Source organism: Micromonospora desertarenae (genome assembly GCF_056150265.1).
Genome location: NZ_JAXCFQ010000003.1, coordinates 81,969 through 105,993 on the forward strand (window position 1 = coordinate 81,969; position 24,025 = coordinate 105,993).

The 24,025-nt window shown below is 74.7% G+C and carries 24 protein-coding genes; 14 read left to right on the forward strand and 10 right to left on the reverse strand.

Features of this window, described 5'->3' with window-relative positions; genetic code table 11:
* Positions 1 to 84 precede the first annotated feature (84 nt).
* Both SM577_RS06335 and SM577_RS06340 read left to right on the forward strand, forming a co-directional pair.
* Entirely contained in the window at positions 85 to 1,014 is a 930-nt protein-coding gene (locus SM577_RS06335; protein ID WP_302917570.1) for a pseudouridine-5'-phosphate glycosidase, read from the forward strand.
* The gene (locus tag SM577_RS06340; RefSeq protein WP_302917571.1) at positions 1,011 to 1,904 is read left to right on the forward strand and encodes a carbohydrate kinase family protein; all 894 of its coding nucleotides are present in this window, start codon (positions 1,011 to 1,013) and stop codon (positions 1,902 to 1,904) included. The genes SM577_RS06335 and SM577_RS06340 overlap by 4 nt, the downstream gene beginning before the upstream one ends.
* 30 nt (positions 1,905 to 1,934) lie before the next feature.
* Here SM577_RS06340 and SM577_RS06345 read toward each other — a convergent pair whose 3' ends face one another.
* Positions 1,935 to 2,294: a DUF3099 domain-containing protein gene (locus tag SM577_RS06345; RefSeq protein WP_302917572.1), complete on the reverse strand. Its 360-nt coding sequence runs from the start codon at positions 2,292 to 2,294 to the stop codon at positions 1,935 to 1,937.
* Positions 2,295 to 2,398: 104 nt separating this feature from the next.
* Here SM577_RS06345 and SM577_RS06350 point away from each other — a divergent pair, with 104 nt between their 5' ends.
* Together SM577_RS06350 and SM577_RS06355 are read left to right on the forward strand one after the other, a co-directional pair.
* Positions 2,399 to 2,710, forward strand: coding sequence for a hypothetical protein (locus SM577_RS06350; protein WP_302917573.1), 312 nt, complete (start codon positions 2,399 to 2,401; stop codon positions 2,708 to 2,710).
* On the forward strand, positions 2,700 to 3,011 hold the full coding sequence (locus SM577_RS06355) for a hypothetical protein (RefSeq protein WP_302918704.1): 312 nt from the start codon (positions 2,700 to 2,702) through the stop codon (positions 3,009 to 3,011). Before SM577_RS06350 ends, SM577_RS06355 begins: the two co-directional genes overlap by 11 nt.
* Before the next feature lie 13 nt (positions 3,012 to 3,024).
* Here the strand turns inward: SM577_RS06355 and SM577_RS06360 are convergent, their stop codons facing one another.
* Positions 3,025 to 4,266 carry a low temperature requirement protein A gene (locus SM577_RS06360; protein WP_474586476.1) on the reverse strand — a complete coding sequence of 414 codons (1,242 nt, stop codon included), beginning with the start codon at positions 4,264 to 4,266 and terminating at the stop codon, positions 3,025 to 3,027.
* Between the two features lie 53 nt (positions 4,267 to 4,319).
* On the reverse strand, positions 4,320 to 4,910 hold the full coding sequence (locus SM577_RS06365; RefSeq protein WP_474586477.1) for an HhH-GPD-type base excision DNA repair protein: 591 nt from the start codon (positions 4,908 to 4,910) through the stop codon (positions 4,320 to 4,322).
* Between the two features lie 100 nt (positions 4,911 to 5,010).
* On the opposite strand from SM577_RS06365, the gene SM577_RS06370 reads away from it, so the two are divergent.
* A complete protein-coding gene (locus SM577_RS06370) occupies positions 5,011 to 5,586 on the forward strand; it encodes a GNAT family N-acetyltransferase (protein WP_474586478.1) in 576 nt (191 codons plus the stop codon).
* Positions 5,587 to 5,839: 253 nt separating this feature from the next.
* On the opposite strand, the gene SM577_RS06375 is transcribed toward SM577_RS06370, so the two are convergent.
* Positions 5,840 to 7,060 carry a S8 family peptidase gene (locus tag SM577_RS06375; protein ID WP_474580288.1) on the reverse strand — a complete coding sequence of 407 codons (1,221 nt, stop codon included), beginning with the start codon at positions 7,058 to 7,060 and terminating at the stop codon, positions 5,840 to 5,842.
* A 191-nt stretch (positions 7,061 to 7,251) separates the two neighbouring features.
* On the opposite strand from SM577_RS06375, the gene SM577_RS06380 reads away from it, so the two are divergent.
* The 4 genes from SM577_RS06380 (at position 7,252) to SM577_RS06395 (ending at position 14,068) form a co-directional block, all read left to right on the forward strand.
* Entirely contained in the window at positions 7,252 to 8,736 is a 1,485-nt protein-coding gene (locus tag SM577_RS06380) for a DUF7782 domain-containing protein (protein ID WP_302917577.1), read from the forward strand.
* The gene (gene dtd / locus SM577_RS06385) at positions 8,736 to 9,158 is read left to right on the forward strand and encodes a D-aminoacyl-tRNA deacylase (protein WP_302917578.1); all 423 of its coding nucleotides are present in this window, start codon (positions 8,736 to 8,738) and stop codon (positions 9,156 to 9,158) included. The genes SM577_RS06380 and dtd overlap by 1 nt, the downstream gene beginning before the upstream one ends.
* A 106-nt stretch (positions 9,159 to 9,264) precedes the next feature.
* Positions 9,265 to 12,963 carry a S8 family serine peptidase gene (locus SM577_RS06390; RefSeq protein WP_474586479.1) on the forward strand — a complete coding sequence of 1,233 codons (3,699 nt, stop codon included), beginning with the start codon at positions 9,265 to 9,267 and terminating at the stop codon, positions 12,961 to 12,963.
* Between the two features lie 124 nt (positions 12,964 to 13,087).
* Positions 13,088 to 14,068: a helix-turn-helix domain-containing protein gene (locus tag SM577_RS06395; RefSeq protein ID WP_302917580.1), complete on the forward strand. Its 981-nt coding sequence runs from the start codon at positions 13,088 to 13,090 to the stop codon at positions 14,066 to 14,068.
* A gap of 112 nt (positions 14,069 to 14,180) precedes the next feature.
* On the opposite strand, the gene SM577_RS06400 is transcribed toward SM577_RS06395, so the two are convergent.
* On the reverse strand, positions 14,181 to 14,969 hold the full coding sequence (locus SM577_RS06400; RefSeq protein ID WP_302917581.1) for a sporulation protein: 789 nt from the start codon (positions 14,967 to 14,969) through the stop codon (positions 14,181 to 14,183).
* A gap of 242 nt (positions 14,970 to 15,211) precedes the next feature.
* Here SM577_RS06400 and sigB point away from each other — a divergent pair, with 242 nt between their 5' ends.
* The 4 genes from sigB to SM577_RS06420 all read left to right on the forward strand — a co-directional run bounded on the left by sigB (position 15,212) and on the right by SM577_RS06420 (position 17,606).
* Positions 15,212 to 16,222: an RNA polymerase sigma factor SigB gene (gene sigB / locus SM577_RS06405; RefSeq protein ID WP_302917582.1), complete on the forward strand. Its 1,011-nt coding sequence runs from the start codon at positions 15,212 to 15,214 to the stop codon at positions 16,220 to 16,222.
* Between the two features lie 121 nt (positions 16,223 to 16,343).
* The gene (locus tag SM577_RS06410) at positions 16,344 to 16,703 is read left to right on the forward strand and encodes an ArsR/SmtB family transcription factor (protein ID WP_302917583.1); all 360 of its coding nucleotides are present in this window, start codon (positions 16,344 to 16,346) and stop codon (positions 16,701 to 16,703) included.
* Positions 16,700 to 17,188, forward strand: a complete 489-nt coding sequence (locus SM577_RS06415) for an SRPBCC family protein (RefSeq protein ID WP_302917584.1) — start codon at positions 16,700 to 16,702, stop codon at positions 17,186 to 17,188. The genes SM577_RS06410 and SM577_RS06415 overlap by 4 nt, the downstream gene beginning before the upstream one ends.
* 10 nt (positions 17,189 to 17,198) lie before the next feature.
* Positions 17,199 to 17,606, forward strand: coding sequence for a VOC family protein (locus SM577_RS06420; protein ID WP_302917585.1), 408 nt, complete (start codon positions 17,199 to 17,201; stop codon positions 17,604 to 17,606).
* Positions 17,607 to 17,610: 4 nt separating this feature from the next.
* On the opposite strand, the gene SM577_RS06425 is transcribed toward SM577_RS06420, so the two are convergent.
* The 3 genes from SM577_RS06425 to SM577_RS06435 are packed head-to-tail and all read right to left on the reverse strand — an operon-like array spanning position 17,611 to position 22,269.
* A complete protein-coding gene (locus SM577_RS06425) occupies positions 17,611 to 20,166 on the reverse strand; it encodes a bifunctional acetate--CoA ligase family protein/GNAT family N-acetyltransferase (RefSeq protein WP_474586638.1) in 2,556 nt (851 codons plus the stop codon).
* Positions 20,167 to 20,182: 16 nt separating this feature from the next.
* Positions 20,183 to 21,364: an acetoin utilization protein AcuC gene (locus SM577_RS06430; protein WP_474580292.1), complete on the reverse strand. Its 1,182-nt coding sequence runs from the start codon at positions 21,362 to 21,364 to the stop codon at positions 20,183 to 20,185.
* A gap of 47 nt (positions 21,365 to 21,411) precedes the next feature.
* Positions 21,412 to 22,269, reverse strand: a complete 858-nt coding sequence (locus SM577_RS06435) for a sulfurtransferase (protein ID WP_302917587.1) — start codon at positions 22,267 to 22,269, stop codon at positions 21,412 to 21,414.
* Positions 22,270 to 22,369: 100 nt separating this feature from the next.
* Between SM577_RS06435 and SM577_RS06440 the strand changes: the two genes are divergently transcribed.
* Positions 22,370 to 23,059, forward strand: coding sequence for an iron-dependent transcriptional repressor DtxR (locus SM577_RS06440; protein WP_302917588.1), 690 nt, complete (start codon positions 22,370 to 22,372; stop codon positions 23,057 to 23,059).
* A 77-nt stretch (positions 23,060 to 23,136) separates the two neighbouring features.
* On the opposite strand, the gene SM577_RS06445 is transcribed toward SM577_RS06440, so the two are convergent.
* Positions 23,137 to 23,685: a hypothetical protein gene (locus tag SM577_RS06445; protein ID WP_302917589.1), complete on the reverse strand. Its 549-nt coding sequence runs from the start codon at positions 23,683 to 23,685 to the stop codon at positions 23,137 to 23,139.
* Between the two features lie 74 nt (positions 23,686 to 23,759).
* Positions 23,760 to 24,002 carry a DUF5522 domain-containing protein gene (locus SM577_RS06450; protein WP_302917590.1) on the reverse strand — a complete coding sequence of 81 codons (243 nt, stop codon included), beginning with the start codon at positions 24,000 to 24,002 and terminating at the stop codon, positions 23,760 to 23,762.
* Positions 24,003 to 24,025: the final 23 nt, after the last annotated feature.

Genomic DNA, 24,025 nt, shown 5'->3' on the forward strand with positions numbered 1-24,025 from the left:
CCACCTCCAACCCTCAAGTCTGGCAGGTCACCGCGGCCCGGTCCACTTCAGCCCGGCCGGGACGCGGCCCGTACCGTGGCGGTCGTGAACAACTTCCACATCCGTTACGGCACCGAGGTGGCCGACGCGCTGCGCGACGGGCGTCCCGTCGTCGCCCTGGAGAGCACCATCGTCTCGCACGGGCTGCCCCGCCCGGACAACCTGCGGGTCGCCCGGCAGATCGAGCAGGCGGTCCGGGACGCCGGGGCGGTGCCGGCGACCATCGGCATGGTCGGCGGCAACCTGGTGGTGGGCCTCGACGACGCCGAGCTGACCCGGCTGGCCACCGCCGACGGGGTGACCAAGCTCTCCGTACGCGATCTGGCGGTGGCCGCCGCCACCGGCGCGGACGGCGCCACCACCGTGGCCGCGACCAGCGCGGTGGCCGCGGCGGCCGGGATCGGGGTGTTCGCCACCGGTGGCCTGGGCGGGGTGCACCGGGAGGCGGCGCAGACCTTCGACGAGTCGGCCGACCTGGTCACCCTGGCCCGGACGCCGATCGCGGTGGTCTGCGCCGGGGTCAAGTCGATCCTCGACGTGGGCGCCACGCTGGAGCGGCTGGAGACCCTCGGCGTCGGCGTGGTCGGCTACCGCACCCGGCGCTTCCCCGGCTTCTTCGTCACCGATGGCGGCTTCGACCTGGACTGGTCGGTCGACAGCCCGGAGCTGGTGGCCGACGTGCTGGCCGCCCGGGAGCAGCACGGCGTGCACCGCGGCGGCCTGATCGTGGCGAACCCGCTGCCGGCCGACGAGCAGCTCGACCCGGACCTGCACGACAGCACCCTCGCCGAAGGGCTGGCCCGGCTGGAGCGCGACGGGGTGACCGGCAAGGCGGTGACGCCCTACCTGCTGGCGCACTTCCACTCGGCGACGGAGGGGGCGAGCCTGGCGGTGAACGTCCGGATCATCCTGCGCAACGCCGACCTCGCCGCCCGGATCGCGGTCGCCGCGGCCGCCCGCCGCGCCGACGCATGACCGCAGGCCGCGTCCTCGTCGTCGGTGACCTGATCACCGACGTGGTGGCGGTGCTGGCCGGGCCGCCGGCCACCGGGTCCGACACGCCGGCGGCGATCCGGTTCAGCGGTGGCGGACAGGCCGCCAACACCGCTGCCTGGCTCGCCGCCCGGGGCGTGCCGGTGACGCTGGTCGGCGCGGTCGGCGACGACAGCCAGGGGCGGGACCGGGTGGCCGAGCTGGCGCGCGCCGGGGTCGACTGCGCGGTCAGCCGGCACCCGGACCACCCCACCGGCACCGTGATCGTGCTGACCACCGACGGCGAACGCACGATGATCACCGAGCGGGGCGCCAACCTGTGGCTGACCGCGGAACACGTCGAGGCGGCGCTGGCCGCCGCACCGGACGCGGCGCACCTGCACCTGTCCGGCTACACCCTGCTGGACGCGGCGTCCCGCCCGGCCGGCCTGGCCGCGTTGGCCGCCGCGCGCGGGCGTGGGCTCACCACCAGCGTCGACGCGGCCTCCGCCGCACCGCTGCGGCGGGTCGGCGCGGCGGCCTTCCTGACCTGGGTACGCGACGTCGACCTGCTGCTGGTCAACGCGGACGAGGCGACCGTGCTGGCCGGCGGGCTGGACCCGGCCGCCCAGGGTCGGGCGTTGACGGCGTCCGCCCGGCGGGTGGTGGTGAAGCGGGGCGCGGCCGGGGCGGTCTGGGTGGACCGGGACGGGGCGGTGACGGTGTCGCCGGCCCGCCGGGTGGCGGTGGTGGACGTCACCGGCGCCGGGGACGCCTTCGCGGCCGGGCTGCTCTCCGCGTGGCTGGCCGGGGCGGCACCGGCGGCGGCGCTGGCCCGGGCCGGTGACCTCGGCGCGTCGGCGGTCTCCCAGGTGGGCGCCCGCCCGGAGTGAGCCGACCCGGCCGGGTGGAGCCCGGCCGGGTCAGGGCTCGGCGTCGATGACCTTGTGCGGCCGTTCCTCGGCCGTGAGGCTCATCGGCGGTGTCTCGTCCCGGTGCCGGGCCTGGAACCGGTTCATCAGCCGGTGCTCGTCCTTCGGCGGCCGGTCGTTGGCCAGCAGCACGGCCAGCCAGGGGATGAGCAACATGCCCAACGCGACCATCGGCAGCCAGAGCCAGAGCAGCGGGGCCTGCACGCCGACCAGGATCGCACCGACGATCAGGCAGGCCACCCGGATGCCCATCATCAGCACGTACCGCTTCTGCCGGCTGGTGAGCTGGTCGTCCTGGCTGCGCGAGGCGTCGGTGATCAGGATCGGCTGGTACGCCTGACGCTTCACCACGGACCTCCTCGAGGGGGTTACGCCCCATCCTGTCACCCCGAGCCCGTGATCAGCGAAATTCCGCGGCATCGAGGCTCGTGTTACGCGCGTGGTACGCTCGCCCCGTGGGCAGCAGGTTCAGCTTCACCGACGAGGCGTTGGCCAACCTGAGGGTCTACGACGTCACGCCGGGGGAAGTCTGGGAGGCGCTGCACAGCAGCCGGCGGGTCATCCGCCACCTGGGCGACGACGTGATGGTCGTCTACGCCGCCGCCCGCCGGGGGCGTCGGCTGGCCGTGCTGCTCGCCGAGGCCGACGGCACCGACAACGACTGGGACATCCTCTCCGCCCGCGAGCTGACCGAGGTCGAGGCCAAGCGCTACGACGAGGCAGTGCGGAGGTCCCACCGACGAGGAGGCGGTGACGATGCACCGTAACGACGCGACCAAGCAGTTCCACAGCGGCGGTGACCGGCTCGCGGAGCTGATCGACGAGAGCCCGCCGGTGGAGCTGCCCACCCCCGACACCGACACCCCGATGGTGAGCCGCTCGGTCCGGCTGCCGCTGGAGACGTACGAGCGGGTGCGGGCGGCCGCCGAGGCCCGGGGCATCGGCGTCACCACGCTGATGCGGCAGTGGATCGAGGCCGGGCTGGCCGACCTCGACGACTCGGCCACCGTCTCGCTCGCCGACGTCCGGCGCGCGCTGGCCGCGCTGGCCCACCCGACGGCCGCCTGAACCCCACACCCGCTCAGGGGGCCCGGTGGAAGTCGCCGCCCGCGTCCCCGCCGTGCAGCAGCGGTGAGGCGGGCACCTCGGGGGGCCGGCCCCGGCTGCGCCACGCGTCGGCGGTGGCCACCGCGGCCAGCACGGCGGCGACCGCCGCCAACGCCACCATCGGCGAGCTCAGGGTGAGGGCCGGCGCCAGCAGGAGCAGTGCCGCCAGTCCGCCCCAGCGCGACCAGGACACCCGGCCGAAGATCTCGTACTCGAAGCGGGCCCGGGCGGCCAGGAAGATCGCCGGGCCGCCCACCACGAAGACCAGCCAACCCGGATCGGTCCGGCCGTACGGATGCGCGATCACCAACTCGTAGCCCACGCCCGTGCCCAGCACCCCGACCACGATGGCCAGGTGGGTGGCGCCGACGGAGGAGCCGAGCCGCCCCGCCGACCGGGCCACCCGCAACGCCTCGGCGAGCAGGTGGCCCGCCCGGTGGAAGTAGATCCGCCAGAGCAGGGCCGTGGTGACGAACGCGATGGCGAAGGCGCCGGCCCGGTCGGCGGTGAACGCCACCCCGCTGTAGGTCACGCCGATGACCAGGATGGTCTCCCCCAGCGAGATGAGGAAGATCTGCTGGTACCGGTCGGCCAGGTGCTCGCCGGCGATCAGCCAGCCGGACGCCCGCGCCGGGCCCAGGCGGGGCAGCGGCCAGCCGAGCAGGAGGCCGATGCCGTCGACGGTCAGCGCGAGCAGCCACAGCGGCAGGCGCAGCTCGTCCGGTGCGTACGCCCCGGCCAGCCAGGGCACGGCACCGGCCGCCGCCCACGCGGCCAGCCGCAGCGGCACCGTGCGGCGCGGATGGCGGTGCAGTGCCGCGGCGACGACCAGCGGCCGGCCGATCATCGCCGCCAGGTAGCCGAGCACGAACGGCAGCGCCCGGTCCTCGAACGCGCCGGGCAGCGCGACCGCCATCACCAGCGCGGCGAACATCGACCCCACCACGACGAACTGGATCACGCCGTGCTCGGGCTCGTACCGGCTGGTGACCCAGGTGGTGATCGACCAGAGCAGCCAAAGGGCGAGGAAGAGCACGCCGGTGCGCGCGACCTCGACCGCCAGTTCACCGCCGGAGTCCCCGGCGGCGTCGATCAGGCGCACCGAGACCCGGGTCAGCGCGAAGACGAAGACCAGGTCGAAGAAGAGTTCGAGGAAGGTGGCCCGGGTCGCGCTGACCTCGGGGCGCAGCAGTTGCGCTCCGCGCCAGTCCGTCATCGGTCGCCCGTCGCCATCCTGCCTACAACGACCGTGCCGGCGGCCCGGTTGCGTCAGCCCTGCGCGGTCTTCGCCTTGGCCGCCGCCTTCATCTGCTGCTTGTACTCGCGCACCCGGCGCAGCGAGTCCGCGTCGACGACGTCCGCCACCGACCGGTGCGCGTCCGGGTCGCCGTACCCGCCGGCCGCCTCCCGCCAGCCCTCCGGCGTGACGCCGAACCGCTTGCCGAGCAGGGCGAGGAAGATCTGCGCCTTCTGCTTGCCGAAGCCGGGCAGGTCGGCGATGCGCCGCAGCAGTTCCCGGCCGTCGGTGACGTCGGACCAGAGCCGAGCGGCGTCGCCGTCGTAGCGGTCGACGAGGACCCGGCACACCTCCTGCACCCGGGCGGCCATCGCCTTGGGGAAGCGGTGCAGCGCGGGCGGCTGGGCGAAGAGGGCGACCAGGGCCTCCGGGTCGTACCCGGCCAGTTCCGCGGCGTCCGGCTCGTGCCCGAGCCGTTGGGTCAGCACGTACGGCGAGGAGAACGCCTTCTCCATCGGCACCTGCTGGTCCAAGACGAGCCCCAGGACAAGGGCCAGTGCATTCCGATTAAGAAGTTCGTTCGCCGCAGGATCTATAGGCAAGGACAGCGTCATGGCAGTCATGGTCCCTCACCAGACCCCGCCACCAACGATTACCTGACGTGTCGAAGCCGCCACCAAGTCGAACCTCGACCCGATGACACCGGAAGGAGAAGATCCTGACATGGGCCACGCGGACCTGATCGACAACGAAGAAGTGCGGACTCCTCGGCTGTCGCTACGCCGCCCGACCGACGCTGACATCGACACCATCTATCGAATCCACAGCGATCCAAGGGCATACGCCCACAATCCCGCTGACGCGCTTGCCACACGGGCAGAAGCTGAGGAGCGCTACCGACGCTGGAACGAGCACTGGAACCAGTACGGCTTCGGCTACTGGACCGTCCACAGCCAGCTGCGGACCCACCAGCCGCTCGGCTTCTGCGGCATCAAGCTGATGCCGCTGCACGGCCGCACCATCTTGAACCTCTTCTACCGCCTTGACCCGCTGGCCTGGGGCAACGGAGTAGCCACCGAAGCCGCCACCACCGTGGTCAACTGGGCAGCTGCCCACCTGCCCGACCATCCAGTCATCGCGAGAGTCCGACCCGACAACGCGGCGTCGCTGAAGGTCGCCGCACGCGCCGGCCTGCGTCGCGCTCCCCATCTGGACACGGACGGGGAGGATGGCCTCGACTGGATCTTCACGTCGAACTGGCCGGACGACGCCGAGCCAGGCCACGACCCGCGCCCCTGAAACCGACTCCGAGAAGGCCTAGAACACCGTTTTCCCTGGTTAGACAAGCTGCTGGTCGAGGACCATGCCGAGGAGCAGGGCCAGCGGGCTGCGCTCCAGCAGCCGGTTGGCCTCGGGATCGATGGGCAGCGCGAGCGTCATGGCAGCCATGGTCCCGCACGAACCGGCCCGGGTGCAGCCGGGACACCGAACCCGCCGGCACGCACCCGCGGCCCGGCGGACCGGTCAGGTCGGTCCGCCGGGCCGGTCGGGGTCAGTTGACCACGAAGAGCAGCCGGTTCGGCGAGCCGGAGCCGGGGTTGGTCACCTGGCCGGTGGTGGCGTTGCTGGTCAGGTAGCTGCTGACCTGCGCCGGCGACCAGGACGGGTTGGCCGAGAGCACGAGGGCGGCGGCGCCGGCCACGTGCGGCGAGGCCATCGAGGTGCCGCTGATGGTGTTGCTGGCGGTGTCGCTGGTCCGCCAGGCCGACAGGATGCTCGATCCGGGGGCGAAGACGTCCACGCAGGAGCCGTAGTTGGAGAACGACGAACGGGCGTCGCTGCTGGTGGTGGAGCCGACGGTGATCGCGGCCGGGGTGCGGGCCGGGGAGTAGTTGCAGGCGTTGGCGCTGGAGTTGCCGGCCGCCACCGCGTAGCTCACCCCGGAGTTGATCGAGTTGGCCACCGCGTTGTCGATGGCGCTGCTCGCCCCGCCGCCGAGGCTCATGTTGGCGACCGCCGGCTTGACCGCGTTGGCGGTGACCCAGTTGACGCCGTTCACCACGCTGGTGGTGCTGCCGCTGCCCGAGCAGTTGAGCACCTTGACCGCGATCAGCCGCACCTGCTTGGCGACGCCGTAGGTGGAGCCGCCGACGGTGCCGGCGACGTGCGTGCCGTGGCCGTTGCAGTCGGTGTTGTTGCTGTCCACCGTGTTGGTGCCCCAGGTGGCCCGGCCGCCGAACTGGGAGTGGGTGGTCCGGATGCCGGTGTCGATGATGTACGCCCGCACGTTCGACGCGGTGTTCGGGTAGGTGAAGCTGCGGCTCAGCGGCAGGGTGCGCTGGTCGATGCGGTCCAGCCCCCACGGCGGGTTGGACTGGGTGGCCTGGACGGTGAGCACCTGGTCCTGCTCCACGTAGGCGACCGCCGGGTCGGCGGCGAGCCGGCCGGCCTGGGTGGCGCTCATACGGGCGCTGAAGCCGGTCAGCGCCGCGCTGTACACGTCGCCGACGCTGCCGCCGTACCGCTTGGTCAGCGCGCTGGCCCGCTCGGGCACGGCCGCGCGGGCGGTGGCGGTGCCCGCGGCGCCGGCCGCGTCCGGCCGGAGGACGACCAGGTAGCTACCGCTGATCGCGTTCGGGGACGCGGCGCCCCGGATCTCCCCGGTGGGTGGCGCCGCCAGGGCGGGGGTGGCGGCCGCGGTGACGGCCGCCATGCCGGCGGCGACGGCGAGCGCCCGGAACAGACGCCGCCGCGGAACGGACCCTGCTGGCATCGTGTGCCTCCTCATCGGTACGCCCGGCCGTGCCTGCTGGGCCGCGGGGCGCACCCTCGACGGTTGGTGCCGCAGATGGTAGCCGTTACATCGACGATGATGATAGAGATGATTGTCGATTAGTTTGGGCGTCCGGCACGGATGTCGCGGGTGGCGCCGCCCGCCGCGACGGCAGGAGGCAGGATGGCGACGTGGACGAACACGACATGCTGCTCTCCCCCGCCGGGGTGACGGCGCTGCGGACCGCGCTCACCCGGGCCGGGTTCACCGCCAACGGCATCGCCACCCGGCTGGGCCCGCAGGCCACCGGCGGGGTGGCCCGCAACGACTTCCGGGCCGCGCTGCGGGCCACCGAGGAGCGCGACCCGCTCGGCACCCTGATCCGGGTCTTCATCTGCGAGCAGACCGAGCCGGAGGCGGCGGTGGCCGCCGCGCTGGCGCCCCTGTCGATCGAGGAGGCACTCGCCGGCGGCCTGGTCGAGCGGCACGGCGACGGCCTGCGGATGGGGCTGGACCTGGAGCCCTACGGCGACGACTGGTGGGTGCTCGCCGACGTGCCGGCCAGCGCCCGGCCGGGCCGGCCGCTGCACGCCGAGCACGTGCTCGGCATCGGTGGAGCGACCCAGACCCTGATCGGCGCCACCGTCCGCCGGCCGGTGGAGACCGCCCTCGACCTGGGCACCGGCTCCGGGGTGCAGGCGTTGCACCTGTCCACCCACACCCGGCGGGTCACCGCCACCGACGTCTCCGAGCGGGCGCTGCGCTTCGCCGCCACCACCGCCGCGCTGAACGGGCAGGACTGGGAACTGCTCCGCGGCGACCTGGTCGCCCCGGTGGCCGGGCGCCGGTTCGACCTGGTGGTCAGCAACCCGCCGTTCGTGGTCGGGCCGGGCACCACCACGCACGTCTACCGGGACTCCGGGCGGGTGGGCGACGCGATCGGGGCCGAGCTGGCCGCCGCCGCGCCCGACCTGCTCACCGAGGGCGGCACCATGCAGTACCTGGCGAACTGGGTGCACGTCGCCGGGGAGGACTGGGCCGAGCGGGTCACCGGCTGGTTCGCCGGCACCGGCCTGGACGCCTGGGTGATCCAGCGCGAGGTGGCCGACCCGATGGCGTACGTCAACCTGTGGCTGACCGACGTCGGCGAGGCCGCCGACCCGCAGCGGATGGCCGACTGGCTGGACTGGTTCGACGCGCACAAGGTGGAGGCGATCGGCTTCGGCATCGTGTCGCTGCGCCGGGCCGGGCACGACGACCCGGTGATCCGGGTGGAGGACCTGCGCCAGCGGGTGGAGGCGCCGATGGGCGACCGGATCGCCGGCTGGTTCGACCGGCAGGACTGGCTGCGTACGCGCGGCGCCGACGGCCTGCTCGCCGCGCGCTACCGGGCCGCCGAAGGGCTCCAGCTGCGCCAGGAGGCCACCATGGGCGACGAGGGCTGGGCGGTCGACCGGCAGGTGCTCGCCATGCCGCACGGGCTGCGCTGGACCGAGGAGATCGACCCCCTGGTGCTGGCCCTGGTCGGCGGGGCCGACGGGCGGTTGCCGTTGCGCGACCAGCTCGCCCTGCTCGCCGCCGCGCACGACGTGGCCGTCGACGAGCTGGCCGAGGCGGCCGGGCCGATCGTCGCGCACCTGGTCGAGCGGGGCTTCATCGAGCCGGTGACCGGCTGATGCGGGCGGTGGTGCAGACCGTCGGCCGGGCCGGGGTGACGGTCGACGGGGAGCTGGTCGGCGAGATCTCCGACGGGCTGCTGGTGCTGCTCGGGGTCACCCACACCGACACCGTGGAGACCGCGCGCACGATGGCCCGCAAGGTGCACGAGCTGCGCATCCTCGACGACGAGCGGTCGGCCGCCGACACCGGGGCGCCGATCCTGGTGGTCAGCCAGTTCACCCTCTACGGCGACGCCCGCAAGGGGCGCCGTCCGAGTTGGACGGCGGCGGCCCCGGCCGAGGTCGCCGAGCCGCTGGTGACCGCGGTCGTCGAGGCGTTGCGCACCCGGGGGGCGAAGGTCGAGACCGGGCGGTTCCGCGCGCACATGCTGGTGGAGAGCGTCAACGTCGGGCCGCGCACCATCCTGCTCGATCTCTGACGGCTCCCGCGGGCCGGCCAGGCGGGCGGTGGCGGAGTGACGCCGTGGCGTGACCCCGCCACCGCAAGCTGTTCACCGGGCCGGACGGCGGCGGTAGAACCGTCGCATGCCATCGCCCTCACAGCCCTCCGCCGCCGGCCGGACGAGACGGCGGCTGCTCGCCGCCGCGACCGCCGCCGGACTGGTCGCGGCCGGCGCCGCCGCGATCCAGCCACCCGCCGCCGCGGCCGACCCGGCCCCGCCCGCCCCGGCCACCACCCGGGACACCCACACCGTCACCCTGGTCACCGGCGACGTGGTCACGGTGACCACGTTCGCCGACGGCCAGTCCACCGCCGACGTCGACCGGCCCGACCACGCCACCGGCGGGGTACGGATCCAGCAGAGCGGCGGCGACCTCTACGTGCTGCCCGACGAGGCGCTGCCGCTGCTCGGCAGCGACCGGCTGGACCGGCGGCTGTTCAACGTCACCGACCTGATCGAGATGGGCTACGACGACGCCCGGACGGCGGAACTGCCGCTGATCGCCACCTATCCCCCGGCCAGGGTCCGGGCGGGTCGCCCGGCCGCTCCGCCGGGCACCAAGGTGGTCCGCGAGCTGCCCAGCGTCACCGGCGCCGCGCTGGCCGCCGACAAGAAGCAGGCCCGCGCCTTCTGGTCCACCGTCGCGTCCGCGCCGGCGGCCCGGTCCGGCACGGCGCTCGGCGGCGGGCTGGCGAAGCTCTGGCTGGACGGCCGGGTGCGGGCCAGCCTGACCGAGAGCGTGCCGCAGGTCGGCGCCCCGGCCGCGTGGGCCGCCGGCTACGACGGCGCGGGCGTGACGGTCGCGGTGCTGGACAGCGGGGTCGACGCCGGCCACCCCGACCTGGCCGGCCAGGTCGACGAGGCGGTCAGCTTCGTGCCCGGCGAGGACGTCTCCGACCCGAACGGGCACGGCACCCACGTCGCCTCGACGATCGCCGGCACCGGGGCGGCCTCCGGCGGCGACCGCAAGGGCGTCGCCCCCGGCGCCGACCTGATCGTCGGCAAGGTGCTCGGCAACGACGGGTACGGGCAGGACTCGTGGATCATCGCCGGCATGCAGTGGGCGGCCGAGTCCGGGGCCGACGTGGTCAACATGAGCCTGGGCGACGCGTCGCGCACCGACGGAACCGACCCGATGACGGCGGCGGTGGACACCCTCACCGCCCGGCACGGCACGCTCTTCGTGGTGGCCGCGGGCAACTCCGGCCCGCAGACCATCGGCTCGCCCGGCACCTCGGCCAGCGCGCTGACCGTCGGCGCGGTGGACAAACAGGACGAGCTGGCCTGGTTCTCCAGCACCGGCCCGCTGGCCCGTACCGGCGCGCTGAAGCCGGACCTGAGCGCGCCCGGCGTCGGCATCACCGCCGCCCGGTCCGGGCAGGCCGCCGGCGAGGGCGCGTACCAGAGCATGGACGGCACCTCGATGGCCGCCCCGCACGTGGCGGGAGCGGCGGCGATCCTCGCCCAGCGGCACCCCGACTGGTCCGGCCCGCAGCTCAAGGAGGCGCTGACGAGCAGCGCCAAGGGCCTGTCCGACAGCTACCAGCCCTACCAGGTGGGCAGCGGCCGGCTGGACGTGGCGGCGGCGGTGCGCAACACCGTCCGGGCCACCGGCTCGGCGTTCTTCGGCAGCTTCGACTGGCCGCACGAGCCCACCGACGCGCCGGTCGTCCGGTCGGTCACCTTCACCAACTCCGGCCCGGCGGACGTCACCCTCGACCTGGCGCTCACCGGCACCGGCCCGTTCACCCTGGGCGCCACCTCGGTGACCGTCCCCGCCGGCGGCAGCGCCGACGTTCCGGTGACCGGGGACCCGCGCGGCGAGGCCCACGGCCAGCTCACCGGTTACCTGGTCGGCACCGACGCGGCCACCGGCGCGCCGGTCACCCGCACCGCGCTCGCCCTGCTCAAGGAGGACGAGCGGTACGACCTGACGGTCAGACTGACCGGTCGGGACGGCCGGCCCACCAGTTCCGAGGTGGTGCTGAAGAAGGCCGGCGAGTACTACCCGTGGCGGTACGCCGTCGACGGCGAGCGGACGCTGCGGCTGCCGCCGGGCACGTACACCGTGGAGGCGGTGCTGGACGTCCCCGGTGAACGGCCCGACCGGCTCGGCCTCGCCCTGCTGGTCGACCCGGAGACGGTGCTCGACGGCGCGGCCGAGGTGGTGCTGGACGCGAGCCGCGCCCGCCTGCTCGACACCACCGCGCCGCAGCGCGCCGAGGACCGGCAGCGCCGGCTCGACTACCGGGTCGAGTACGCCGGTGGCGACAGCTACCGTGCGGCCTACCAGGTGCCGGTGAGGTACGACGACCTCTACGTGACGCCGACCAAGCCGGTCCGCCAGGGGTCGTTCACGATGGCGACCCGGTGGCGCAAGGGCGAGCCGATGCTCAGCCTGCGCTCCCCCGGCGAGCCGCCGCTGGCGGCCACCGTGCAGCCGGGCAGCGCGCTCACCGCGGGCACCGGGAAGCTGCGCCCGGTCCACGCCGGCACCGGCGCCCCCGCCGACTACGCCGGCATCGACGCCAAGGGCCGGATCGCGGTGGTGACCCGCAGCGACGCGGTCTCCCCGGCGGAGCGGGCCGCCGCCGCGACGGACGCCGGAGCGGCGCTGCTGCTCGTCGTCAACGACGGGCCCGGCATCCTCAACGAGTACGTCGGCGAGGCCCGGATCCCGGTGGCCACCCTGCACCGCGACGCGGGACAGCGGCTGATCACGGCGATCCGTCGCGGCACGGCGCCCAAGCTGACCGTGGACCGGACGCCGTACGCGAACTACGTCTACGACCTGACCCGGGTCTATCCGGACCAGGTGCCGGACCGGCCGCTCCGGTACCACCCGGGCAACCGGGACCTGGCCCGGCTCGACGCCCGCTACCACGCCGTGCGGGACACCGCCGGCGCCGGCTACCGGTACGACATGACCTTCAGCCCGGCGTTCGGCTTCCCGGAGTCGGAGCGGCACCCCGGCACCCGTACCGAGTGGGTCACCCCGGACGTGGTCTGGCACGAGGTGCACCAGCAGGACAGCTGGACCGACACCGCCTACCTGAACACGTACGCCAAGGGCACCGCGACCCGGCTGGACTGGTTCGCACCCGCCGTCCGGCCCGCCTTCAACCGGGCGTTCGGGGTCCGCAACAGCCGCTACCGCGACTTCATGACCCTCAACGTGCAGGCCTGGAGCCCGTCGGACGACATCCTGGAGCACGGCGGCAACCTGGACTGGGGGTCGGTGCCGACCAACCTGAAGCTGTACCAGGGCGACACCCTGCTGGACGAGAACACCTTCAACGCCGATCTCCAATGGACCGAGGTGCCCGCCGGGACGCTGCCGTACCGCCTGGTGCTGGACGCCTCGCGGCCGGCCGAGCAGTGGCGGCTCTCCACCCGTACGCACACCGAGTGGGACTTCGTCTCCGGCTCCAACCAGGCGGACACCTTCGTGCCGTTCGCACTGCTGCAGCTCGACTACGCGCTGGAGACGGACCTGCGGGGTGACGTCAGGGCGGGCACCAGCCAGCAGATCAGTGTCACGGCGGGGCCGCAGCCGGGCGGCACCGGAACCGGCACCGTCACCTCGGTCGAGCTGGAGGTCTCGTACGACGACGGCGGCAGCTGGCAGCCGGTGACGCTGAGCCGGGGCGCCGGCGACCGGTGGACCGGCTCGCTGAAGCTGCCGAAGCAGCCCGGCTTCGTCTCGGTCCGGGCCGCCGCACGGACCGACGCCGGCTTCGCCATCCGGCAGGAACTCATCCGGGCGTACGGCCTGCGGTGAGCCGGCCGGCGGACCCCCGGGACCGGCACCGTCCCGGGGGTCCGCCCCGCCCCGCCCCTGGTCAAGATCCATGAAGGTGACCCATACTCTGCGTGCCGTCACCGCCGGAGGGAGGCAGCCACCGATGCTGGGCGCCCTGGGTCTGAGCCCGGACGACGAGGCGGTCTACGGCCTGCTGGTCCGGCGCGGTTCGGCCGGCCCGGCCGAGCTGGCCGACGCCCTGCGGCTGCCGACCGCGACCATCGGCGCGGCGCTGTCCCACCTGGCCGCGTCCGGCCTGGTGAAGTCCGGCCCGGACGAGGCGTACTCGGTGGCACCGCCGGCGGTCGCGCTCGGGGCGCTGATCAGCGAGCAGCGCAGCGCCCTGCGCAGCGCCGAGCTGGCGCTGGTCACGTTGGCCGAGGAGTACCGGGGTGCGGTCGCGGGCCGGGCCATCGACGAACTGATCGAGGTGGTCACCGGCATGGACGCCATCCGCCACCGGTTCGCCCAGGTGCAGCACGCCGCCCGGACGGAGGTCCGCAGCTTCGTCACCACGCCCTTCATCGCCGTGCCGCCGGGCACCAACGCGGTCGAGGAGGTGGCGGTGGGGCACGGCGTGCGGTTCCGGGTCGTGGTGGATCGCCCGACGCTGGCCGAGCCCGGGGTGGTCACCGAGACACTGGAGTCGCTGCGCAACGGCGTCCAGGTGCGGGTGGTCGACTCGTTGCCGATCAAGCTGATCCTGGCCGACGCGGACCTGGCCCTGGTGCCGCTCGCCGGCACGCCCGGCGGCGAGCCCGGCGCCGTGCTGCTGCACCGCACCGGGCTGCTGGCGGCGATGGACGCGTTGTTCGAGACCGTGTGGCGCACCGCCCGCCCGCTCGACCTGACCGCCGAGGGCCTGGCCGAGCGCCCGGACGCCGACGGCACGGCCGGCCCGACCGAGCTGGACCGCCGGATCCTGGCGCTGCTGCTGGCCGGGCTCACCGACCAGGTGGTCGCCGCCCAGCTCGACCTGTCGTTGCGGACGCTGCAACGGCGGCTGCGCCACCTGATGGACCTGGCCGGCGTCGAGACCCGGATGCAGCTCGGCTGGCACGCCGCCAAGCACGGCTGGACCTGACCGGGCTCCCCCGCCGACCGGCGCCGGCCCGGCCCGGCCCGGTCCGGCCCGGTCCGGTCCGGTCAACCCCGGTCCGGCCCGGTCCGGTCCGGTCAACCCCGGTCCGGCGCGATCAGAAGAAGAGGCCCCGGCGCTGCAACGACTGGCGCAGCCAGCCGTCGAGCTGGGCTGCCCAGTCGGTGCGGTCCATGGTGGCGTAGTCGACGGTGAACCGGCCGAACGCGTCGCGACCCTCGGTGAGCAGCCCACCGCGCTTGTCCAGCTCCAGCACCACCTGCATCTGCCGCGGGTCGGCGACGAAGGTCACCTCCAGCTGGTTGATCGCGCGGGCGTACTGCGGCGCCGGGTGGAACTCGATCTCCTGGTAGAACGGCAGGGTCTGCCGTACGCCGTAGATGTGGCCCCGCTCCACGTCGGCGCGGGCGAACCGGAAGCCGAGCCGCAGCAGCGCCTCCAGCAGCCGCTCCTGGGCCGGCAGCGGGTGCACCGCGACCGCGTCCAGGTCGCCCTTGTCCACCGCCCGGGCCACCTCCAGCTCGGTACGCAGCCCCATCGTCATCCCGTGCAGGTGCTGCCCGTACAGCTCGGTGACCGGGGTCTCCCACGGCACGTCGAAGCGGAACGGGATGTCGTAGCGCTGCCCCGGCTCCAGCCGGAACGCGCCGGTCACCTGCTGCCGGTGGAACTCCTGGGTGGAGTTGTACTCGTTGTCGCCGCTCTCCACCTCGACCCGGGTGACCAGGCCCAGCGCCACGTAGCTGACGTCGACCTGGTGGTCGCCGCCGGCCACGTGCACGGTTCCCTCCAGCTGGCCACCGGGCCGGCAGTTGGGGTTCGCCAGCACGGTTTCCACCGACGGGCCGCCCACACCCATCGCCTGCATGAGCCGCTTGAAGACCACGACGCCCTCCGTTGCCTGATCCGCGCCGGCCGGCGCGATCGGCCCCGCTGGCCGACCGCTGGCACGGTAACCGGGCCCGGCAACCACCGGCGGCCGACACCCCGGCACCCGACGTTCCGCCGAGATTGGTGTCGGTTCCCCGATCGCCTCACTCCCGTTTCACGCCCCGCCCGCCAAGCTGTGTGTCACACCGGCACCACTGGGCCGGACGAGCGGCACAGACGCGGACACGGGGAGAAGAGATGGCCCTGCAGATGACGGAACACCGGATGCGCGGCACCATCGAGGCCGAGCACGGCACCGACACCCTGACCGACCTGGACGCCACCGACGAGCGCGGCGTCTCCACGGACCTGGTCCGGGCATACCTGAACGGCATCGGCCGTACCAAGCTGCTGACCGCCGCGCAGGAGGTCGACCTGGCCAAGCGGATCGAGGCCGGGCTCTTCGCCGAGGAGAAGCTGGCTACCTGCACCCCGGTCTCCGCGCAGCTGCGGGCCGACCTGGAACTGATCGCCGCCGAGGGCCGCGCCGCCAAGGACCACCTGCTGGAGGCGAACCTGCGGCTGGTGGTCAGCATCGCCAAGCGGTACACCGGTCGCGGCATGGCCTTCCTCGACCTGATCCAGGAGGGCAACCTCGGCCTGATCCGCGCGGTCGAGAAGTTCGACTACACCAAGGGCTACAAGTTCTCCACCTACGCCACCTGGTGGATCCGCCAGGCCATCACCCGCGCCATGGCCGACCAGGCCCGCACCATCCGCATCCCGGTGCACATGGTCGAGCAGGTCAACCGGATGGTCCGGGCCCGCCGCGAGCTGTCCGTGACGCTGGGCCGGGAGCCCACCGTGGCCGAGGTCGCCCGGGCGCTGGACATCCCGGAGTTCCAGGTGATCGAGCTGATCTCGTACGACCGGGAGCCGGTGAGCCTGGACCAGGCGGTCGGTGAGGACGGCGAGAGCGCGCTCGGCGACTTCGTCGCCGCCGTCGACCCGGCCGCCGAGCCGGGCGACGCCGCCGCGCAGGGCGAACTGCGCAACGAGGTGAGCATCGTGCTGGCCACCCTCTCCCAGCGGGAGCAGGCGGTGATCCGGCTCCGGTTCGGCCTGGACGACGGCCGCCAGCGCACCCTCGACGAGGTGGGTCGCGAGTTCGGCCTGTCCCGGGAGCGGATCCGGCAGATCGAGAAGGTGACCCTGCTGAAGCTGCGGGCCCCGGAGCGGGCCCAGCGCCTGGAGGCGTACGCCTGCTGACGGCGCCTGCCACACCGTGGCCCCGGCGGTTCGCCGGGGCCACGGTGCGTCCCGGGGTGCTTGACCCGGCCCCCGATCCGCGATAGAACCAACTGGTTATTGAACCAGGAGGTTATGAGCGATGGCTCCCGAACTGCTGGACGCGACCTTCGCCGCGCTCGCCGACCCCACCCGGCGGGCCATCCTCGCGCGGCTGGCGGCCGGCGAGGCCACCGTGACCGAGCTGGCCGCGCCCTTCGCGATGAGCCAGCCGGCCATCTCCAAGCACCTCAAGGTGCTGGAGCGCGCCGGGCTGGTCAGCCGGGGCCGGAACGCCCAGCGGCGGCCCTGCCGGTTGGAGGCCGGGCCGCTGCGGGAGGCCAGCGCCTGGCTGGCGAACTACCGCGACTACTGGGCGGAGAGCTACCAACGCCTCGACGCCCTGCTCGACGAGGTGCGGTCCGGCGACCGGACCGCCGCGGAACAGGACCCGGCCCGGTGACCGGCCCCGCCGACCCGCTGGTGGTGGCCACCCCGGGCGACCGGGAGATCGTGCTGAGCCGGCTCTTCGACGCCCCGGCGCACCTCGTCTTCGCCGCCTTCACCCGCCCCGAGCTGCTGGTCCGCTGGTACGGCGCGCGCGGCTGGCGGCTGGTCGAGTGCGAGGTGGACCTGCGGGTGGGCGGGCGCTGGCGCTATGTCTCGCAGGGCCCGGACGGCGAGCGGATGGGCCAGGGCGGGGTCTACCGCGCGGTCGAACCACCGCACCGGCTGGTCTGCACCGAACTCTTCGACGACCAGTCCTACCCGGGCGAGACCCTGGTCACCCACGAGTTCACCGAACTCGTCGGGCGCACCACCGTCACCACCACGCTGCGCTACGCCACTGCCGAGGGACGCGACCGGGTGTTGCGTTACCCGATGACCCGCGGCGTCGGTGAGAGCTTCGCGCGGCTCGCCGAGCTGCTGCACGAGACGACGAGGTGAGGAGAGCACCGTGAACTGGACCCTGGAAGTGGTGATCGTGCCGGTCTCCGACGTGGACCGGGCCAAGGCGTTCTACGCCGACCAGCTCGGCTTCACCGTCGACCACGACACGGTGGTCGGCGACGACGCGCGGATCGTGCAGCTGACCCCGCCCGGCTCCGGCTGCTCCATCGTGATCGGCAAGGGCGCCGTGCCGGAGATGCCGCCGGGCTCGCTCAAGGGCCTCCAGCTGGTGGTGCCCGACCTGCACAAGGCCCGGGCCCAGCTGGTCGAGCGGGGCGTCGAGGTCAGCGAGATCCAGGTGCTGGGCGAGAACCCGCGCCCGATGCCGGACCCGCTGGACAACGTCGGCTTCGTCTTCTTCACCGACCCGGACGGCAACTCCTGGGCCGTCCAGCAGATCTCCGACCGGGCCTGAGGCGCTACAGCCGGCGCGGGCCGGTGTCCGGCCGGTCGGCCGCGGAGCCGGTGCGCACGGCGGCGTGCAGCACCGAGAGGCCGTCCGGCCGCACCAGCACCGGGTTCAGGGTGAGGGAACGGACCCGGGGCTGCTCGTCGGCGAGCCGGCCGACCCGCAGCAGCAGCTCGGCCAGGGCCGCCCGGTCCACCGGCGCGGCGCCCCGGTGCCCGCGCAGCAGCGGCGCCGCGCGCGGCTCGTCGACCAGCTCGGCGGCGTCCAGGTCGGTCAGCGGGACGGCCCGCCAGGCCCGGTCGCCGAGCAGCTCGGTCGCGACGCCGCCGAGGCCGAAGCCGACCACCGGCCCGAACGCCGGGTCCTCCACCAGCTCGACCACGCAGGCCACGCCGGGCGGGACCATCGGCTGGACCAGCACGTCCGCGCCGAAGACCGGGGACATCTCGGCGTACGCGCGGCGCAGGGTCGCCGGGTCGGGCAGGTCGAGCCGGACCGCGCCCAGGTCGAGCCGGTGCCGCAGCCCGGGGGCGGCCGCCTTCAGCGCCACCGGGTAGCCGAGCCGGTCCGCCGCGGCCACCACCTCGTCGGACGAGCGCGCGGGCACCGACTCGACCACCTCGATGCCGTACGCGGCGAGCAGGCCCGCCGGGTCGGTGGCCTCCGGGCGCAGCGCCGCCTGCGCCGCAGCCCGGTCGACGCCGGGCAGCTCCGGCACCGCCCCGGGCGGTCGGCGCAGCCAGTCGGCGTACGCGGCGACCCGGGCCAGGGCGCGGACCGCCTCCTCCACGCTCGGGTACGCCGGCACCCCGGCCGGCGCCCGGCCGACCAGGAACGTGGCCACTGTCGGCTTGCCGGGCGCGAGCGCGTTGGGCAGCGCGGCGGAGAAGTCCGCCTCGGCGTCGGGGAGCTGGCCGGGCAGCGGCGGCGCGAAGACCGCCACCAGCGCGTCCACCCGGTCGTCGGCGGCGGTCTCGACCAGCGCGGCGGCGAACTCGGCGGCCCCGGCGCGCGGCCCGACGTCCCGGACGCCGCCGGCGGCGACGGTCAGCCCCTGGGCGGCGCAGGCGGTGGCGGCCAGCCCGGTCAGCGCCGAGGAGTTACCCACCACGCCGACCCGCCGGCCGGCCGGCAGCGGCTGGTTGGCCAGCAGCACCCCGACGTCGAGCAGTTCGGCCACGGTGTCCACCCGGATCACGCCGGACTGGGCGAACAGCGCGCTCACCGCCACCTCGTCGGGGCCGACGGAGTCGCCGACGCCCGGCGGGCGGGCCGGCGAGGCGAGCGCCACCACCGGCTTGTCCCGGCCGATCCGGCGGGCCAGCCGGGCGAACTTGCGCGGATTGCCGAAGGTCTCCAGGTACAGCATGATCACGTCGGTGCCCGGGTCGTCCTGCCAGTACTGGAGCAGGTCGTTGCCGGAGACGTCGGCCCGGTTGCCCGCGGAGACGAAGCTGGACAGCCCCAACCCGCGGCGGTCCGCCTCGGCCAGCAGGGCCACCCCGAACGCGCCGGACTGGCTGAAGATGCCCACCCGGCCGGGCACCGGCAGCCGGGGGGCGAGGGTGGCGTTGAGGCGTACCGCCGGATCGGTGTTGGCGACGCCGAGGCAGTTCGGGCCGACCACCCGCATCCCGGCGGCGTGCGCGGCGCGGACCAGGGCCCGTTGCGCCGCGGCCCCCTCCGGACCGGCCTCGGCGAAGCCGGCGGAGATCACCACCAGGCCGTGCACCCCGGCGGCGGCCGCGTCCGCGACCACCGTCCGCGCCGCCTCCGGCGGCACCGCGACCACGGCCAGGTCCACCGGCAGGCCGGCCGCGGCCGCCGACGGGTGCGCGGGCAGCCCGGCGACCGTCGCCGCGCTCGGGTGCACCGGCACCACCGAGCCGGTGAAGCCGGAGTCGCGCAGGTGCCCCAGCACCGCCGCGCCGACGCCCTGCCCGGTGGCGCTGGCACCGTAGACCGCCACCCCGCGCGGGGCGAGCAGCCGGGCGATGGACCGGGCCTCGGTGCGGTGCTCCCGGCCGCGCTGCACCTCCAGCGTCGCCTCGGTGGGCGCGATCGGGAAGCTCAGGTGCACCACGCCGTCGGCGAACTCGCGCTGGACCTGGTAGCCGAAGTCGGCGAAGACCCGCAGCATCGCGCCGTTGGCCGGCAGCACCTCGGCGACGAAGTTGACGATGCCGACCCGGCGGGCCGCGTCGGCCAGGTGCTCCAGCAGCACCGAGCCGATCCCCCGGCCCTGGTAGGCGTCCTCGACCACGAAGGCGACCTCGGCCTCGGGCGCCTCCGGGCCGAGCCGCTCGTAGCGCCCCACGGCGACGATCCGGTCGCCGGCCAGCACCACGAACGCCTCCCGGTCGCGGTGGTCGACGTTGACGAAGCGCTGCAGGTCGCGTTCCGGGATCCGCGGGTACGGCGAGAAGTAGCGCAGGTAGCGGGTGCGCTCGGAGAACCGGGAGTGCATGGCCACGATGCCCGGGGCGTCCGCCGGCCCGATCTGTCGCAGCTGGACGGTGGTGCCGTCGCTGAGCAGCACGTCCACCGGTTGCGGCGCGGTCGCCACCGGCCCGGCCGGGGGTTCAGTCACGGGGGTCGTGCGGGTCGAGCCCGAACAGCGGGAAGACCGCCTTGCGGGTGGCCGCGATGGCCCGGTCCACCGCGTTCGGCTCCCCGGTCGGCTGCCACGGCTCGTACGCCGGGTCGACGTCGTCGGTCATCCGCAGCGGCACCTGGTGGCCGGGACGGCGCGCGGCGGCCAGTTCCCGCCAGGCCGGCGGGGTGAGCGTGGCCGGGTCGACCGGCTCGCCGGTGGCGACCGCCAGCAGGTGCGTCCACGCCCGGGGCACCACCTCGACCAGCGCGTACCCGCCGCCGCCGGTGGCCACCCAGCGGCCGTCGCAGAGTTCGTCGGCGAGCGCCCGCAGGGCCAGGTAGGTGGCGCGCTGCCCGTCCACCGACAGGTGCAGGTCGGCCAGCGGGTCGAGCCGGTGCCCGTCCGCGCCGCACTGGGTGACCAGCAACTGCGGCCGGAACGCGCGCAGCACCGAGGGCACGATCGCGTGGAACGCGCGCTGCCAGCCGGCGTCGCCGACGCCCGGCGGCAGCGGCACGTTGACCGCCGTCCCCACCGCCTCCGGGCCGCCGGTCTCGTCCGGGAACCCGGTGCCGGGGAAGAGCGCGAGCGGGGTCTCGTGCAGGCTGACCGTGAGCACCCGCGGGTCGTCCCAGAAGATCTGCTGCACCCCGTCGCCGTGGTGCACGTCCACGTCGACGTAGGCGATCCGCTCGGCGCCCAGGTCGAGCAGGCGGGCGATGGCCACCGCCGGGTCGTTGTAGACGCAGAAGCCGGCGGCCCGGGCCGGCATCGCGTGGTGCAGGCCGCCGGCCACGTTGACCGCGCGGCGGGCCTCGCCCCGCCAGACCGCCTCGGCGGCGGCCACGCTGGCGCCGGCGACCAGCGCGCTGGACTCGTGCATCCCTTGGAAGACCGGATTGTCCGAGGTGCCCAGCCCGAACCCGGCGAAGAGCGGATCGCTCGGCGCGACCCGCACCGCGTCCAGGTAGCGCGGGTCGTGCACCCGGGTCAGCAGCGCCTCGTCGGCCGGCTCCGGCTTGACCAGCCGCACCCCCGGCCGGCGCAGGACGCCCAGCTCGCGGGCGAGCGCCATGGTCAGCTCCACCCGCACCGGGTCCAGCGGGTGGTCACCCATGTCGTAGGCGAGCAGCGACTCGTCCCACACCACCACCGTGTCGTCGGACATGGGCTCATCGTCGCACGCGTCCCGGAGTGACCCCGCGCACGCGCTGCTCACGCGTCGGGTGTCGCCCCGGTGGCCACCGGCCGGGAGGGGTCGGCGACCCAGTTGCTCCACGAGCCGACGTAGAGCGCGGCGTCCGGGCGGCCGGCCAGGTGCAGGGCGAGCACCGCCTGGGCGGCGGTCACCCCCGAGCCGCAGTACGCCCCGACCGGGCGGTCCGCGCCGACCCCGGCGGCGGCGAACCGGTCGCGCAGCGCGTCGGCGGCCGGGAACCGCCCGTCCGGACCGACGTACTCGGCCGCCGGCAGGTTGGCCGCGCCCGGCACGTGCCCGGCCACCGGGTCGATCGGCTCCGTCTCGCCCCGGTAGCGGGGGGCGGTCCGCACGTCCAGCAGCACGCCGTCGCCGGCCGCGAGCCGGGCCGCCGCGCCCGCGTCGAGCACCGGCAGTTCGCCCGGCCGGACGGTGACGTCGCCGGGGCGGGGCTCGGGCACCTCGGTCGAGGTGGGCAGCCCGGCCGCCAGCCAGGCCGGGAAGCCGCCGTGCAGCAGCCGCACCGCGCGGTGGCCGGCCCAGCGCAGCGTCCACCAGGCCCGCGCGGCGGCCATGCCGTCGCCGCCGTCGTACACCACCACGGGGTGACCGGCGCGGACGCCGGCGGCCCGCAGCGCCGCCTGCAACGCGGCCGGGTCGGGCAGCGGGTGCCGGCCGGCGGCGCCGGGCGGCCCGCAGAGGTCGGTGTCCAGGTCGACGAAGACCGCGCCGGGCAGGTGGCCGGCCGCGTAGTCGTCCCGGCCGGGCGGGCCGGTGAGCCGCCAGCGGACGTCGAGCACGGTGGGCGGGTCGGCGCGGTCGAGCTCGGCGGCGAGCCGGTCGGGTTCGACCAGAAGATCATCGGTACCGGACATGGCGTCCAGTCAACACCATCGGGGCTGCCGCCACCGGTTCGGCGGCGGTCAATCGTCGGACGTCCGAGGTAGCATCGACCACCGGAGGGCCGCTGACGATATGAAGTCTCACGACCTGGTCGATACGACCGAGATGTACCTGCGCACCATCCTCGAACTCGAGGAGGAGGGGGTGCCGCCGCTGCGCGCCCGGATCGCCGAACGGCTGCGGCAGAGCGGCCCCACCGTCAGCCAGACCGTCGCCCGGATGGAGCGCGACGGCCTGCTCACGGTCGAGGGCGACCGGCACCTGACGCTCACCGCGCAGGGCCGGGCCACCGCGGTCTCGGTGATGCGCAAGCACCGGCTGGCCGAGCTGCTGCTCGTCAACGTGATCGGGATGCCCTACGAGGAGGCCCACGAGGAGGCCTGCCGGTGGGAGCACGTGATGAGCGACGCGGTCGAGAAGCGGGTCTACGACCTGCTCAACCGGCCCACCCGCTCGCCGTACGGCAACCCCATCCCCGGGCTGGAGGAGCTGGGCTCCCCCGAGCCGCAGACCGCCGAGGTGGCCGAGGGTGAGCGCAACCTGGCGTTCCCCGGCCTGTCCGGGCCGGTGGTGGTGCGGCGGATCTGCGAGAGCGTGCAGACCAACGCCGACGTGCTGCGCCAGCTGCACGCCGCCGGTGTCGACCCGGGTGCCCGGGTGACCGTGGCGCAGGAGCGCGACGGGGTCTCCATCGACCGTGACGGCGGCCGGATCCGGCTGCCCCGCGAGGTCGCCTCGCGGGTCTTCGTCGCGGCCGGCTGACCGGTCCCGCTCCCGGGCCGGCCGGCCCTCGCTCCTGCGGCGGCCACCGACCGGCCGGCTGACGGTGCCCGCCGCCGTCACAGAGCCCCGGTGTCGACCTTCTTCGCCAGGTCGACCAGCGCGGCGACGAGGTCGTCCACCGCACCCCGGTCGGTGCCCTTCGGGCTGGTCCAGTGCAGCGTGGCCAGCCGCCCCCCGCCGGCCAGCCAGCCCACCTCGGCCACCGGGCCGTGACCGCCGCCCGCGGCACCGGTGCGCCGGTACGCCCGCTGGCCGAGCCCGGTGACCTTGGTCGCCTTCGCCGGCACCACGTCCTCGGTGAACGTGGTCGGGTCGATGGACGTCTCGGTCACGGTCAGGGTCAGCTCGGGCAGGCTCGCCGTTCCGGAGCGCACCACGCAGGTGTGGCTGTCGCCCCGATCGCTGGCCGCCGCCACGTCGAAACGGACCTGGGCGTGCTCCTCGATCACGGCGAAGTCGAGCAGCCGGCACGCGCCGCCGGACGAGGCCGCCGGCACGTCGATCGAAATCGGCGCCGGCGGCGGCACCGCCACCGGTTCGGCCTCCGCCGCGCAGCCCGCCACCAGTAGCACGGCCACGCCGGCGACCACGCTCCGCCCGTGCACGATCACTCCTCCGCTGTCCACCCCGACGTGTCCGCCGGACACCGTACGGGCTCACCCGGTCCCGGCGGAAGCCCTCAATCGGCCACGTACGGGCAGTGCCGGCAGCCGCGGCCGCAGCAGGTGCCCCGGCGGGCCAGGAAGCCCGCGCTGAGCACGAAGAGACCGGTGCCCGGGTCGAGGTAGCCGGCCTCCCCGGCGGCCAGCGCGGCGGCGTGCGCGGCGAGGATCCGGTCCCGGTCGGGGTGCCCGGGCGGCAGCCGGGACGGGTGCGGCTCGGTCAGCGGCCGGTCCGCCAACGGTCGTCGCTCTCCGCTCACCGGGGCAGTCTAGGGAGACGACC

What these genes read in the sequence shown, in the direction of transcription:
- SM577_RS06435 (WP_302917587.1), bottom strand. Translation starts at nt 22,269, where the DNA reads ATGTCCGGTACCGATGATCTTCTGGTCGAACCCGACCGGCTCGCCGCC.
- SM577_RS06370 (WP_474586478.1), top strand. Translation starts at nt 5,011, where the DNA reads ATGGGCCACGCGGACCTGATCGACAACGAAGAAGTGCGGACTCCTCGG.
- SM577_RS06395 (WP_302917580.1), top strand. Translation starts at nt 13,088, where the DNA reads ATGCTGGGCGCCCTGGGTCTGAGCCCGGACGACGAGGCGGTCTACGGC.
- dtd (WP_302917578.1), top strand. Translation starts at nt 8,736, where the DNA reads ATGCGGGCGGTGGTGCAGACCGTCGGCCGGGCCGGGGTGACGGTCGAC.
- SM577_RS06365 (WP_474586477.1), bottom strand. Translation starts at nt 4,910, where the DNA reads ATGACTGCCATGACGCTGTCCTTGCCTATAGATCCTGCGGCGAACGAA.
- SM577_RS06340 (WP_302917571.1), top strand. Translation starts at nt 1,011, where the DNA reads ATGACCGCAGGCCGCGTCCTCGTCGTCGGTGACCTGATCACCGACGTG.
- sigB (WP_302917582.1), top strand. Translation starts at nt 15,212, where the DNA reads ATGGCCCTGCAGATGACGGAACACCGGATGCGCGGCACCATCGAGGCC.
- SM577_RS06375 (WP_474580288.1), bottom strand. Translation starts at nt 7,060, where the DNA reads ATGCCAGCAGGGTCCGTTCCGCGGCGGCGTCTGTTCCGGGCGCTCGCC.
- SM577_RS06410 (WP_302917583.1), top strand. Translation starts at nt 16,344, where the DNA reads ATGGCTCCCGAACTGCTGGACGCGACCTTCGCCGCGCTCGCCGACCCC.
- SM577_RS06430 (WP_474580292.1), bottom strand. Translation starts at nt 21,364, where the DNA reads ATGTCCGACGACACGGTGGTGGTGTGGGACGAGTCGCTGCTCGCCTAC.
- SM577_RS06355 (WP_302918704.1), top strand. Translation starts at nt 2,700, where the DNA reads ATGCACCGTAACGACGCGACCAAGCAGTTCCACAGCGGCGGTGACCGG.
- SM577_RS06440 (WP_302917588.1), top strand. Translation starts at nt 22,370, where the DNA reads ATGAAGTCTCACGACCTGGTCGATACGACCGAGATGTACCTGCGCACC.
- SM577_RS06360 (WP_474586476.1), bottom strand. Translation starts at nt 4,266, where the DNA reads ATGACGGACTGGCGCGGAGCGCAACTGCTGCGCCCCGAGGTCAGCGCG.
- SM577_RS06390 (WP_474586479.1), top strand. Translation starts at nt 9,265, where the DNA reads ATGCCATCGCCCTCACAGCCCTCCGCCGCCGGCCGGACGAGACGGCGG.